This window comes from Haemophilus paracuniculus, assembly GCF_002015115.1.
Taxonomy (GTDB): Bacteria; Pseudomonadota; Gammaproteobacteria; order Enterobacterales; family Pasteurellaceae; genus Haemophilus_E; species Haemophilus_E paracuniculus.
The window spans coordinates 81,330-93,780 of record NZ_MUYA01000004.1; the positions used below are offsets into that span (position 1 = coordinate 81,330).

The following is a 12,451-nucleotide window of genomic DNA, read 5'->3' on the forward strand; positions in this document are numbered from 1 at the left end:
TAAACAAAAATAATCTCAAATGAAGTAAAAACTATTTTTCAACCGCCTCAATTGTCCAAACCAATTTCTCGGCTTTGACTTTAAACAGCAGATCGATATTTGGGTGTTTGCCTTCGTTCTGTTCGGCATCGGCAACGTGTTCGGCGAACCATTCTAGCCCTTGACAAGCGGTGGTTTCGTCTAAAATTTTGGCAAATTTTTCCGCCAAGGCGTTGTAGAGTTTCAACGAACCCAATTTGCCCTCAACCGCAGGAATGGTATGCACCACCTCGCCTTGCTCGTTGCGAATTTGGATTGCCGAAAGGTGATCGATAGACGGAAAAGTCGCTAAATAATCTTTAAATTGCATAAAAAATCCTTGTGAAAAAAGGGCTGGGGTCAGCCCTTTTGGTTAATGAGATTAGAATTTGTAGTTGAGGCTACCTGACACTTTACGCTCTGCCCCGTAGTAGCAGTAGTAATCACAGCCTGCCACATAACGGCGGTTGCCCACGTTATCCGCATTCACTTGCACTGCAAGGTTTGGGGTAACTTGATAACGAGCCATTAAATCCACCACCGTGGCAGACGGCACTTTTGCCCCAGAATAGAGCGAGCCTGTTGAGGTTACGCTATGTCCAACATAACGCAAACCAGCCCCTAAGGTCAAATCTTTCAACGCCCCATTTTCAAAGGTGTAAGCCGTTCTCGCCGCAAGCGTTGAGGTTGGAATCAGTGGATTACGCACATCGCCCGTGGCTTTTTTGGTTACCGATTTGAGGTAAGTGTAAGCCAAGCCTAAATTCCAATTTGGGGTCAGGTTGGTGTCCATTTGCACCTCAATCCCTTTACGGCGAATGGTATCGGCACTACTCACGGTTACGCCTAAGCCATTTTGATTTGGCGAAGCGATCAACGCCCCTTTATCTTTGGCTCGGAAACCTGCCACCGTAATTGAGCCGTCTAACCAAGTCGGCAGATATTTTACGCCCACTTCATATTGCTTGGTGATGTTTGGATCATAGAGTTTTTGGTTACCGCTGATCCCAACAGGTAAATTGAATGATTCGCTATAACTCACATATGGATTCAACCCAAACGGAGCTTCATACATAAAGGAAGCCGAGTAGGAAGTGTGGTTATTTTTTACGCTTTGGGTGCTGGTGTATTCATCTTGCTTAGCTCGGTCGTGGCGAATACCTAAACCTAAATTAAATTTATCCGCAAAACGGGTGCTGTTTTGAAGATAGAAACCTAATTGGCGAGCTTTGATATGCGTTTGCTTTGCCGCACTCAGATTTTGAGCTTGTCCCCAACCAGCGGTTGGATTTAACAGATTGATTGCAGAAGTCGCCCCTGCAATGGTGTAAAGGGCATCGACTTTGCTATAACGGTAATCCGTTCCCACCACCAAGGTATTTTTAACGAAATCGTTACCTGCTTTCCACGTTAAGCGATTATCCGTGGCGTGAGCCTTTAATTTTCCGTCATTAAACACCACCCCACGAGCCAACTCATAGCCTTTCGCACTTGGTGCAAGTGGCGACCAATCTGGATTATACGCAGACGGATAAACGTAAGCCCCTTTGTGATAATTATCCGCTTCGCTATAACGATAGCTACTATTTACGCTCAAATCATTGTTGAATTGATGTTCCAACTCGTAGCCTAAACTATATTGGCGGTTGGTTTCTGTATCATTTTTCGGATCGCCTAAATTTACATTACGGCTAATATAGCCATTTGGGGATGGTTTCAATGTTCCCTCTTGTGGCAAGAAATTCGAACTCGGCGTACCTGAATCACGTTGGTAGCTGGTTAAAATGTTCAAACGAGTGCGGTCAGAAATATCCCACGCCAAGGTTGGGGCGATGTAGAAGGTTTTATTGTTGGTTTTATCCCAATCGCCGTCTTTGGCGTTGTAACTGGTAACGATACGATAACGCACTTTCTCATCATCGCTGATTTTACCCGTGTAATCCGCCCCAAAACCGTAGCTATTTTGCGTACCGCCCGAGAGTTTAAATTCGCCTTTGCCGATTTGATCTTGATGAGCACGTTTGGTTACATAGTTAATCAAACCACCTGAATTGGCTGCCCCGAAAGTCATCGAATCCGCCCCTTTGGTTACTTCTACCGCTTCCAAACCAAAGGTTTCCACATAAGGGGTAAAGAAACCATAGCTAAACGTTGGTAAACCGTTTACCGCCTGCGACACTTCCGCCCCACGCACACGAAACCAGTTGGTGTTGGTATCATTACCAAACACTTGATTGCTGAAACCCGATTGATAACGCCCAATTTCATCAGCTTTGCTCACCGCTTGCTTATCCAAATCTTCACGGCTCATCGCTACCGCGGATTTCGCCTGATGAAACGGCACTTCGCCCATTTTGAACATCGAGCCACCACTTACCACGATTTCATCAAGCTGGGTAACCTGCTCTTCCGCCATTGCTGGGGCTGCGATTGCTAATAATACCGCTTGGGAAACGGCTGAGTAGATAAAAGTTTTTTTCATTTTAAAGTCCTCATTAAGAGTTATGTAATGTGGAATGTTGCCATTCCGATTTTTAAAAATTCGCAAAACGCAAAAATTTGCGAAAATCTGACCGCTTGTTTTCCCTCTCTCTGCGATAAATACTGAACGTATTTATCGCTGTCTCTCTCCCACATGTGGGAGAGAGTTTTTTATTCTGTGCTCAATTTTAAACCTCTCCTATTTGTAGAGAAGAGAGTTTTTATTCTTGCTCGATATTCTAACCCTCGCCCACTTGTGGGAGAGGGACAGAAATTGACTTCGTTGAGAAGTCAATTTCAGGGAGAGGGAACTAAACTTTCCTCACCATCACTAAGAAATAGGTTCCGCCAATTAAGGTGGCAACCAACCCCGCGGGGATTTCGTAAGGGAAGAGGATTTGTCGTCCGAGCCAGTCGGCGAGGATCATTATTCCGCCGCCGATGATGCCTGATAACAGTAACTGAGCGTGGGCTTTGTGTACACCGAGTAGCCTTGTGATTTGTGGCACGAGCAAGCCGATAAAGCTCAATGGCCCGATAATCAAGGTGGCGAATGCTGTGAGCAAGGCACTGAACAAAATCAAAATCCAACGGGTGCGTTTGAGGTTTAAGCCTAACGCTTGTGCCACTGGGGCTTGCAACGCCAGCAGTTCTAGCCAGCGGCTGAAAACGAGGCTGACCGTCCATAACACCAAGCTCACGCCCAAAAACGGCAAGGCTAAACCAAAATCCGCCTGTTGGGTTGAACTCGATGTCCACGCGATCAGTTGGTTGGCTCGCAGGTCGCCACTGGCTATCGCAAGGCGTTGTAAGGTGTCAAACAGTGCCGAGAGGCTGATCCCCGTTAAAAGCACCTTTTCGGGCAACATTCCGTTGCGTTGGTTGATTGCGGTCAGCACACCTAACGCTAACAACGCCCCAATCACGCCCGACAGCCAAAACCATTCACTTTGTTGGGCAGAAAACAGGAATAGCACCGCCAAAATCCCCATACTAGTTCCCGAGGAAACGCCCAACAGTTCGGGGCTTGCCATTGGATTGAGGGTCAGCCGTTGTAAGATCACGCCTGCCACCGCCAACAGCACGCCGACCGCCAACGCCACCATTACCCGCGGGAAACGCAACGCCAAAATATCGCTTTCGCTAAAATTCAGCCAAATCCAACCGCTTGCCCCCTTGCCGAGCAACAGGACGATCACAAAAACAAGAGCAAATCCGCCCAAAATCACGCCGATTGCAAGCGATCGGATTTGACGAATTTTTGGCGAGCCGTTTTCGGTCAAACGTCCGCTATTCGACAAAGCTCGAAACATCAGCCACAACAGCAACGGCGTGCCGAGTAAGGCGGTAACCGCCCCCGTTGGCAGGTTGATTTGGCGAAAATCGGCGAGCAGTTGCAGGGCGAGATCGGTAATCGCCAACAATAACGCCCCTGCAAAAAATGCCCCGATCAGTTGAAATTTAAAGGTGCGTACACCAAGTTGGCGGACGATTGTCGCCGCCGCCAAGCCGACAAAGCCCAACATTCCCACCGCACTCACCACGCTCGCAATCAAAAAGGCACTGGCAAGCACGCCGATTAAACGTAATTTTTGCACGGGTACGCCGAGGCTTTGGGCGTTGGATTCGTTGAGGGAAAGCATTGCCAGCGGACGATGCAACAACCCGATGATCGCCAATATCGGCACGGCTTGCACCGCCAGCCACTGGCTATCTCGCCAGCTCTCTTGCACCAGCGACCCCGCCCCCCATTGTGCCAAGCCGCGAGCTTCTTCGGGGTAGAACAACATCATCATCGCCGAAAACGAGCCGAAATAGAGGTTCACGACTAAGCCTGCCAAAATCAACAACAGAGGCGACATCGTTTTCCGCATTGCGAGGGTCAGCACCAACAACAGGCTCAACCCAGCCCCGATCACCGCTACCACGCTGGACCCATTTCCCAACCATTGTGGGGCGAAAATCGCCACCATAAACAGGGCAAATTGCGAGCCGCTACTAATGCCGAGGGTATTATCGGACGCCAGCGGATTCGCCATTACCTGCTGTAACAGCAGGCTCGCCACGCCGAGCAATCCGCCTGCGAGCAACGCCATTGTGATCCGAGGTAGGGTGTAGCTTTGCACCAACAGCAGATCGAGCTGATCCGTGGGGCGAAATAGTGCTAACAGGGTGCTGTTTTCGGGGATTTGTCGCCCCAATAGCCAGACCAACAAGGCGAAGAAAACGATCCCAAGAACACTGAAAAAAGTTTGGCTGGCTCTGTTTGTTACCATTGCTCGCCCCCCTCAATCAGCCCGTTCGCCAACACTTCGGCGAAGCGTTGGGCGGACGGCACGCCGCCAAACGTCCAAACCGCAGGCAAAATCAGCGGATCTTTCGCCATCGCCAATTTCTGCCACAAAGTATTATATTGCAATGCGGTGCTGATATTGCTCGGATAAGGCTTGACCACCACCAAACGGCTCTCGTTCGGCAAGCTCGCCAGTTGGGTTACGCTCACAGTTTCAAAGCCCCAATTATTGTGCGAGCCGTTCCACCCATTGCGAAAACCAAGCTGTTTCAGCACCTCGCCGAAAGGGCTATTTTCCGCATAAATCCGCAAATGGCGGCTATCAATAAACTGCACCAGCAAAATCGGGCGGTCAGTAAAAGGCGTTACAAGCGGTCGGATTTCCGCGATTTTTTGCGAAAATTTTTGGTGCAATCGCACCGCTTGTTCGGGCTTGCCGATCAAATTCGCCACCTGTTGAGTGGCGGTCAAAATGTTGTGCCACGCCTTGCCCTCGCCGTAAAAATCGACCATCGCCACCTTGTCGGTAAATTGATTGAGCAACGGCGTTGCCGAGCCGTAAAAAGAGGTGTTGATAAATTGCAGGGAATGGGTGCGAGCCAACGCCCAAATCTGCTCGGGGTTGGGCTGTAAACGAATGCCGAGATCGACCGTTTCCGCAGGCAATTTCGGCTCGGCGACCCAATGCTGATAGCTTTTCACATCGCCCACCGCACAAAAACGTGGCTCATCAAAGGCGAGCAAGGTTTCCGCCACCGTCCAATCAAGGGTGGCAATGCAGGGGGATTTGGCGAGCAGGGTTGGGGCAAAAAATAAGGCGAAACTGACCGCTTGTAATGCCTTGAAAATACGCGATTTCATCAGAAAAAACTCACGGGGCGTTGGGGGTCGGGGTGGGAAATGACGTTGAGGTCGATCCCGTAAATCGCTTTGAGCGAGGGCTGATTGACGATCGCAAAGGCATCGCCCTCAGCAAGCAGCCGCCCACTGTGCAACGCCACCAGATGATCGCAAAAACGAGCGGCGAGGTTGATGTCGTGGATAACAATAATCACGCCCAAATTCAGCTCTCGGCTCAACCACTGCACCAACTGCATTACTTCGACTTGATGAGCGATGTCGAGGGCGGCGAGGGGTTCATCCAACAGCAAAAACTGGCTCTGCTGGGCAAGCAACATCGCCAACCAAATGCGTGAGCGTTCGCCCCCCGAGAGCAAATCGACCAGCTGATCGGCAAATTTTTCCGTGTGAGTGAGAGCCAACGCCCGTTCAATCGCTTGCCGATCCGCTTCCGTCTGGCGACCAAACAATCCATTCCACGCATAACGCCCCATTGCGATCAGCTCTTTGGCGGTCAAATTGGTGGATTGGGGCAGATGTTGCGGCAGATACGCCACCCGTTTGGCAAACTCACGGTTAGACCAATGGCTAAGGGGTTGATTTTCAAAAAGAATTTTCCCCGAAGAAAGGGGCTGCTGTTTGGCGAGTAATTTAATTAAAGTGGATTTTCCCGAGCCGTTATGCCCGATCAAACCATACACCTTGCCCTGCTCAAAATTGAGGGAAATCGGGTGCAAAAGGGTGCGATTTGGAATCGAAAAGGTCGCATTTTGAACGATGAACACAAAAAATCCCGAGAAAATCTGAAAAAGGCTTGTATTCTAATTAAAAACGATTAGCATTTAAAGCGTTTTTCACGGCTCAACCCCTCAAAATTTTAATGAATTTGCTGATTACTTGCTCGGAATTAAATCAATTAAGATCCTCGTTCTTCCCCGAAATGTTAAAAGATTGTCGTGATCTGCTGACATTTGTCGAGAAACCGCAAGGTATTTCCAACGCCACCCTTTTTCAACAGCTCAAACAGGGTTGCCGCCCCACCAGCCTCGCTAAACTGTTCGCCGAGCCTCGCAAAGCCCACGTTTCAATTTGGCAACGCTTTTGGCTTGGCTCGTTTTTAATGCACTGGGTTTGGCTGTTGCACAAACATCAAATTCATCTCGTCCTGAGCGAACAGCAAACCGCCCTACGCCTGCAACCGAACGGCGAGGTGGATCAATTTCTGATCAATTTGTATTACACCCCTGTGCATAAAATCGCAAAAAATGGCGATTATCTGCCCGCTTATCAACAGCTCAAACAGTTTCTCTCGCCGATTTTTACCATTTTGAGCGAACATAGTCGCCTCAACGAAGCGGTTTTCTGGCACAACACCGCCAATTTGATTGAATATAGCCTTAAACAGTTGGAACAGGAAGGCGTTGAAATTTCAACCATTTACGCCCAACTTTTCGATCAAAAAAAGTGGGGCGAATATGAATACAACCCCTTTCACAGCCCTGTGGAATATATCGACTTCCCCGCCCTACCTTTTCCACAACCCTGCCGCTTACGCAAAGTCTGCTGCCACGCCCAACTCGAACCCACCCTCGACTACTGCGGCAACTGCCCAAAATTAAAACGGCTCTGTGGGGAAGAGTTGCAAGCGTTGGTTGAGAAGTGGAAAGGGTAGTAATGCAAGGGGGGGTATATTGAGAAATTTAGCGAAACAATCGGCGAAAGCGGTAGCAAATTCCCTCTCGCCGATGATGATGTAGCTTAAAAATCGAGTTGAGCCACGTTAATGCCAAGGGCGGTGGCGATTTTTGCTTTGGTGGTTTTTCTGAGAGATTGGGATTTTTCATACTTCGCATAAGCAGGTTGAGAAATCCCTAATTTTTCCGCAATCTCTGACTGGGTAAAGCCCAAATGTTCTCGCCACGCTCGCACGGGGTTGATTTGCTTGATTAAAACTGCCTCAACGATAGCGTGAGGAACAAGGTCGTTTCGTTTTTCTTCTCTCGGGGTTGAGACAAGGGAAAGGTAATAATCGTAAGGTAACACAGCAACGAGCGGATTGCCGTGCATATCATTGATGACTTGTACGTTGGTGTTAATAGGTGCGTTCATCTCGTTTCTCCACTTGGTTGATCGTGATAATAATGGGGTTGCCTTGGGTGTCGATTTCAAAAATCACTCGGTAATTGCCTACTCTTAGGCGGTAATCGGAACGCCCTTGTAAGCGAATGATGTCTAAGTGGCACTGCGGCCAGTGCTGTAATTCGGTTACGGCATTAAACACTTTGGTTCTGACATCAAGCTGATTGATTTTTGCCAAAGATTTGCGTGCTTTGGGCGTCCATTGAATTTCGTTCATCATTCCCCCTTTAAATATAACCAAATTATAACCTTATTCCCCTTTTAGAGAAAGAAAAATGTTCAGCGATTATCGCTCTCTTACACGAATTTCAATCTTAATTATTTCCATTAAGTAAATAATCTTTCCACCAATCCGCTCTTTATTGCTAAATCCCAAGCCGATAAAATGCCCCTATCTTAATTCAACGAGGAAAAACAATGTTAGCAGTACGTTACGCCCACGAGCGGGGCAAGGGGGAAATTGGCGGTTGGTTGGAAAGTTATCACAGCTTTTCATTCGCCGATTATTACGATCCGAAACACATCCATTTTTCGCATTTACGCGTGATCAACGAGGATTTTATCGGGGCGAAACAGGGCTTTGGAATACACCCCCATCGGGATATGGAAATTTTGACCTATGTGCTGCAAGGACGGGTGGCACATCAGGACAGTATGGGCAATCGCACGCAGGTGCAGGCGGGCGAATTTCAGATTATGAGTGCAGGTTCGGGGATTTTCCATTCGGAAATCAACCCTGCCGATGAGGTTTTGCACCTCTACCAAATTTGGATTATGCCGAACGAGAAAGGGATTCCCCCTCGCTACTCACAGGGGGCGTTTGCTGATCAGGTGGGTAAAACGCTGATTTTATCGCCGAATGCCGAAAACGGTTCGTTCAAGGTGTATCAAAATATGAAATTGTGGCGTTATCAATATCCGCAAAGTCATCACGAAAAACAACTGCTTGATCCAAACCGCCGTTACTACCTGCAAATCGTCAAGGGCGATCTCACCGTCAATGGCGTTGAGCTGACTGCCAGCGATGCCGTGATGATCAGCCACGAAAGTGAGCTAGATTTTGCAACAAAAGGGGATTGTGAGTTTTTGTTGTTTGATTTGGTGTGATTGGGGTTGCAAGGGGTGGGATTAGCGAAATTTTTTAAAATCCTTCTATATTGTAAAATGATAGGAAAGGGCGGATTTTATATCTGCCTTTTTGTTTTGTTTGACTATTAATGTTCAAATGCGAATAAAAGCAACAATAGAAAGTAAAAAAACAAGTGTAAAGTTTGATCTATTACAAAGCATTCCCCGTATAATAGGCGTACATTATTGACAAATTTTTTCTTTTTTTGAATTAGAGGCTTGATTATGCTTTACTTTGAGTTTTTATTGTTACTCGCATTTTTGTATGCAGGTAGCCGTTTTGGGGGCATTGGCTTAGGCGTAGTGTCGGGGATTGGGTTGTTTGTGGAAGTGTTTATCCTCAAAATGCCACTTTCGTCCGCCCCGATTGATGTAATGTTGGTGATTTTGGCTGTGGTAACTTGTGCGTCTGTGTTGGAAGCTGCGGGCGGTTTAAAATTTATGTTACAGGTGGCGGAACGCATTTTACGCCGTAATCCGAAACGCATTACCTTATTAGGTCCACTTGTTACTTATGCGATGACCTTAATGCTCGGCACGGGACATTCCGTTTATTCAATTATGCCGATTATCGGCGACATCGCTCTGAAAAATAACATTCGTCCAGAGCGTCCAATGGCGGCGGCTTCGGTGGCGTCCCAGTTGGGGATCACGGGTAGCCCGCTTTCCGCAGCGGCAGCTTACTATCTTACCCAAATTTCAGGCTTGCAAGGCTTTGAGGGTGTTACCTTGCTCAACATTGTGGGCGTAACCATTCCAGCCACCTTACTCGGCGTAATCGCTCTATCGTTATACAGCTTAAAACGGGGCAAAGAGTTGCAGGACGATCCAGAATATCAACGCCGTTTGCAAGATCCTGTTTGGCGTAAGCAGATTGAAGAAACCAACAGCACCTCGTTGGATGCCGAATTGCCACAATCTTCCAAAAATGCGGTTTATCTCTTTATTTTGGCGATTGCCACCATTGTGGGGATTGCGATGTTCCCTGAAATCAAGCCTGTAATGGCAAGCAACGGCAAAACCGCAGGAATGGATAAAATCATTCAAATCGTGATGTTGGCGTTCGCAGGGATTATTCTTTACGTTACCAAAACCGATGTGAAAAAAGTGCCGAACGGCGTGGTGTTTAAATCGGGAATGGTGGCGGTGATAGCCATTTTCGGGATTGCGTGGATGAGCGATACCTATTTCAACTACGCAATGCCGTCTTTCAAAGCAGGGATCACCGAAATGATCCAAGCCCAACCGTGGACTTTCGCCCTCGCCTTGTTTGCGGTGTCGGTGGTGGTAAATAGCCAAGCGGTAACCGCCAAAATGTTGCTGCCTGTTGGCTTGGCAATCGGCTTACCAGCCCCGTTATTAGTCGGCTTGATGCCAGCCACTTACGCTTATTTCTTCATTCCAAACTATCCGTCTGATATCGCCACCGTAAACTTTGACGTAACAGGCACGACCAAAATCGGCAAATACTACTTCAACCATAGTTTTATGATGCCAGGTTTAGTCGGCGTGGGCGTGGCGTGTTGTGTGGGCATCGCCTTAGCGAATGTACTGATCTAACCCTTGCAAGCGGTCGGATTATCGAAAATTTTCAATGATCCGCCCCCTTGCTAATTCCCTTTGGCGAGTGGCGTGATTTGAGGTAAAATCACGCCACTTTTTCTTTTTGACAAAACACAATGACAGCACAACTCTCTCTCGAACAGATTTCCGAGCTTGCCAAAGCGGATATGCAGGCGGTCAATGCGGAAATTTTGGCACAACTTAATTCCGAAGTCGTCCTCATCAATCAGCTCGGGCATTATATCGTCAGCGGTGGCGGCAAGCGGATTCGCCCGTTGATTGCGGTGTTGGCGGCAAGGGCGTTGGGCTATCAGGGGGCGGATCACATCACTTGTGCCGCCTTTATTGAGTTTGTGCATACCGCCACCCTGTTGCACGATGATGTGGTGGACGAGTCGGATATGCGACGAGGCAGAGAAACGGCGAACGCCCGTTTTGGCAATGCAGCGAGCGTGCTGGTGGGCGATTTTATCTACACCCGCTCGTTCCAAATGATGACCAGCCTCAATTCTCTGGACGTGCTAAAAGTAATGTCGGCGGCGACCAATGTGCTGGCGGAAGGCGAAGTGCAACAGCTCATCAACTGCAACGACCCCGACACCACCGAAGAGAGCTATATGCAGGTGATTTACAGCAAAACCGCCCGTTTGTTTGAGGCGGCGACCCAATGTGCGGCGATTGTGGCAGGGGCAGACAAAACTGCTGAAACCGCTCTGCAAAACTACGGACGCTACCTCGGCACCGCGTTCCAACTGATTGACGATATTTTAGATTACAGTGCCAACGCCGAAAAACTCGGCAAAAATATCGGCGATGACCTCGCCGAAGGCAAACCAACCCTACCGTTATTACACGCAATGCGAAACGGCAACCCAGCTCAATCCGCCCTAATCCGTGAGGCGATTGAACAGGGTGGCAAACGCGAATATCTCGACCAAATCCTTGCGGTAATGGCAGAACAAAAATCCCTCGACTACACAATGGCAAAAGCCAAACAAGAAGCCCAAAAAGCGGTGGACAGCCTCGCTGTCCTGCCCGACAGCGAATACAAAACCGCCTTGATCTCGTTGGCATATTTGTCGGTGGATCGAGAGTATTAACCTAAGTAACAAACATTAAAATGACAGACCAACCAACTAAAAAAACACGTAAGGGCAAAGATCCAAACGCCCCTTTTGTACGTGAGAAATTAACCCTGCCGAACGGACACAACAAATTGCTGTTGCACTCTTGTTGTGCCCCTTGCTCGGGCGAGGTAATGGAAGCGATTCACGCCTCGGGCATTGAATTTACTATCTATTTCTACAACCCGAATATTCACCCACTCAAAGAGTATCTGATCCGCAAAGAGGAAAATATCCGCTTTGCCGAAAAGTGGGGTATTCCGTTTATTGATGCGGATTATGACCGCCAAAATTGGTTCGACCGAGCCAAAGGAATGGAAGACGAGCCAGAGCGTGGCATTCGTTGCACGATGTGCTTTGATATGCGATTTGAAAAAGCGGCTCAATATGCCCACGAAAATGGCTTCCCTGTGTTCACCAGTTGTTTGGGGATTTCCCGTTGGAAAGATATGAACCAAATCAACGGCTGCGGACACCGTGCGGCAGCGAAATATGATGATGTGGTCTATTGGGATTACAACTGGCGAAAAGGCGGCGGCTCGCAGCGAATGATTGAAATCAGCAAACGCGAACGCTTCTACCAGCAAGAATACTGCGGCTGTGTTTATTCCCTGCGTGATACCAACCGCTGGCGTGAGGCACAAGGTCGCCAGAAAATCGAAATCGGCAAGTTATATTACTCGGCGGATTAGGTTTTGGATTGCAAGGGGTGGGATTTTGGGAAATTTCGTATGTGCTGGTTTTATTGGTAAAGCAAAATTTTCAAAGATCTTACCGCTTGCAATACCTAGCACGGCAAGCCGTACTAGGTTATGAATAATTTAGGGACTTTGTCCCTGTGGATCGCCCCGTCATTTTGCGTTGA

General features: G+C 48.3%; 12 protein-coding genes. 5 read left to right on the forward strand and 7 right to left on the reverse strand.

The genetic code is table 11. The annotated features are described in order from the left end of the window. Positions 1-31: 31 nt before the first annotated feature. The 5 genes from B0187_RS02945 to B0187_RS02965 form a co-directional block, all read right to left on the reverse strand. Positions 32-349 (reverse strand): DUF2322 family protein, encoded by a 318-nt coding sequence (locus tag B0187_RS02945; RefSeq protein WP_078236369.1) that lies wholly within the window; start codon positions 347-349, stop codon positions 32-34. A 51-nt stretch (positions 350-400) separates the two neighbouring features. Continuing rightward, entirely contained in the window at positions 401-2,500 is a 2,100-nt protein-coding gene (locus B0187_RS02950) for a TonB-dependent siderophore receptor (protein ID WP_078236370.1), read from the reverse strand. A 310-nt stretch (positions 2,501-2,810) separates the two neighbouring features. Continuing rightward, positions 2,811-4,775 carry a Fe(3+)-hydroxamate ABC transporter permease FhuB gene (fhuB, locus tag B0187_RS02955; protein WP_078236371.1) on the reverse strand — a complete coding sequence of 655 codons (1,965 nt, stop codon included), beginning with the start codon at positions 4,773-4,775 and terminating at the stop codon, positions 2,811-2,813. Next, on the reverse strand, positions 4,769-5,653 hold the full coding sequence (locus B0187_RS02960) for an ABC transporter substrate-binding protein (protein WP_078236372.1): 885 nt from the start codon (positions 5,651-5,653) through the stop codon (positions 4,769-4,771). The genes fhuB and B0187_RS02960 overlap by 7 nt, the downstream gene beginning before the upstream one ends. Beyond that, positions 5,653-6,417, reverse strand: a complete 765-nt coding sequence (locus B0187_RS02965; protein WP_078236373.1) for an ATP-binding cassette domain-containing protein — start codon at positions 6,415-6,417, stop codon at positions 5,653-5,655. The genes B0187_RS02960 and B0187_RS02965 overlap by 1 nt, the downstream gene beginning before the upstream one ends. A 95-nt stretch (positions 6,418-6,512) precedes the next feature. Here B0187_RS02965 and fhuF point away from each other — a divergent pair, with 95 nt between their 5' ends. Then, the gene (gene fhuF, locus B0187_RS02970) at positions 6,513-7,304 is read left to right on the forward strand and encodes a siderophore-iron reductase FhuF (RefSeq protein ID WP_078236374.1); all 792 of its coding nucleotides are present in this window, start codon (positions 6,513-6,515) and stop codon (positions 7,302-7,304) included. Between the two features lie 86 nt (positions 7,305-7,390). Here the strand turns inward: fhuF and relB are convergent, their stop codons facing one another. Continuing rightward, positions 7,391-7,741, reverse strand: coding sequence for a type II toxin-antitoxin system RelB family anti-toxin (relB, locus tag B0187_RS02975; protein ID WP_078236375.1), 351 nt, complete (start codon positions 7,739-7,741; stop codon positions 7,391-7,393). Beyond that, positions 7,725-7,991, reverse strand: coding sequence for a type II toxin-antitoxin system RelE family toxin (locus B0187_RS02980; RefSeq protein WP_211272702.1), 267 nt, complete (start codon positions 7,989-7,991; stop codon positions 7,725-7,727). Before B0187_RS02980 ends, relB begins: the two co-directional genes overlap by 17 nt. A 197-nt stretch (positions 7,992-8,188) precedes the next feature. On the opposite strand from B0187_RS02980, the gene B0187_RS02985 reads away from it, so the two are divergent. The 4 genes from B0187_RS02985 to B0187_RS03000 all read left to right on the forward strand — a co-directional run bounded on the left by B0187_RS02985 (position 8,189) and on the right by B0187_RS03000 (position 12,278). After that, entirely contained in the window at positions 8,189-8,878 is a 690-nt protein-coding gene (locus B0187_RS02985) for a pirin family protein (protein WP_078236377.1), read from the forward strand. 246 nt (positions 8,879-9,124) lie between these two features. Beyond that, positions 9,125-10,459: an anaerobic C4-dicarboxylate transporter gene (locus tag B0187_RS02990; RefSeq protein WP_078236378.1), complete on the forward strand. Its 1,335-nt coding sequence runs from the start codon at positions 9,125-9,127 to the stop codon at positions 10,457-10,459. Positions 10,460-10,578: 119 nt separating this feature from the next. Beyond that, a complete protein-coding gene (ispB, locus tag B0187_RS02995; protein ID WP_078236379.1) occupies positions 10,579-11,562 on the forward strand; it encodes an octaprenyl diphosphate synthase in 984 nt (327 codons plus the stop codon). A gap of 20 nt (positions 11,563-11,582) precedes the next feature. Next, the gene (locus B0187_RS03000; protein ID WP_078236380.1) at positions 11,583-12,278 is read left to right on the forward strand and encodes an epoxyqueuosine reductase QueH; all 696 of its coding nucleotides are present in this window, start codon (positions 11,583-11,585) and stop codon (positions 12,276-12,278) included. Positions 12,279-12,451 lie beyond the last annotated feature (173 nt).

Bases quoted from the DNA above. Each gene is read 5' to 3' on its own strand.
- B0187_RS02945 (WP_078236369.1), bottom strand. From the start codon at position 349: ATGCAATTTAAAGATTATTTAGCGACTTTTCCGTCTATCGATCACCTT.
- B0187_RS02950 (WP_078236370.1), bottom strand. From the start codon at position 2,500: ATGAAAAAAACTTTTATCTACTCAGCCGTTTCCCAAGCGGTATTATTA.
- fhuB (WP_078236371.1), bottom strand. From the start codon at position 4,775: ATGGTAACAAACAGAGCCAGCCAAACTTTTTTCAGTGTTCTTGGGATC.
- B0187_RS02960 (WP_078236372.1), bottom strand. From the start codon at position 5,653: ATGAAATCGCGTATTTTCAAGGCATTACAAGCGGTCAGTTTCGCCTTA.
- fhuF (WP_078236374.1), top strand. From the start codon at position 6,513: ATGAATTTGCTGATTACTTGCTCGGAATTAAATCAATTAAGATCCTCG.
- relB (WP_078236375.1), bottom strand. From the start codon at position 7,741: ATGAACGCACCTATTAACACCAACGTACAAGTCATCAATGATATGCAC.
- B0187_RS02980 (WP_211272702.1), bottom strand. From the start codon at position 7,991: ATGATGAACGAAATTCAATGGACGCCCAAAGCACGCAAATCTTTGGCA.
- B0187_RS02985 (WP_078236377.1), top strand. From the start codon at position 8,189: ATGTTAGCAGTACGTTACGCCCACGAGCGGGGCAAGGGGGAAATTGGC.
- B0187_RS02990 (WP_078236378.1), top strand. From the start codon at position 9,125: ATGCTTTACTTTGAGTTTTTATTGTTACTCGCATTTTTGTATGCAGGT.
- ispB (WP_078236379.1), top strand. From the start codon at position 10,579: ATGACAGCACAACTCTCTCTCGAACAGATTTCCGAGCTTGCCAAAGCG.
- B0187_RS03000 (WP_078236380.1), top strand. From the start codon at position 11,583: ATGACAGACCAACCAACTAAAAAAACACGTAAGGGCAAAGATCCAAAC.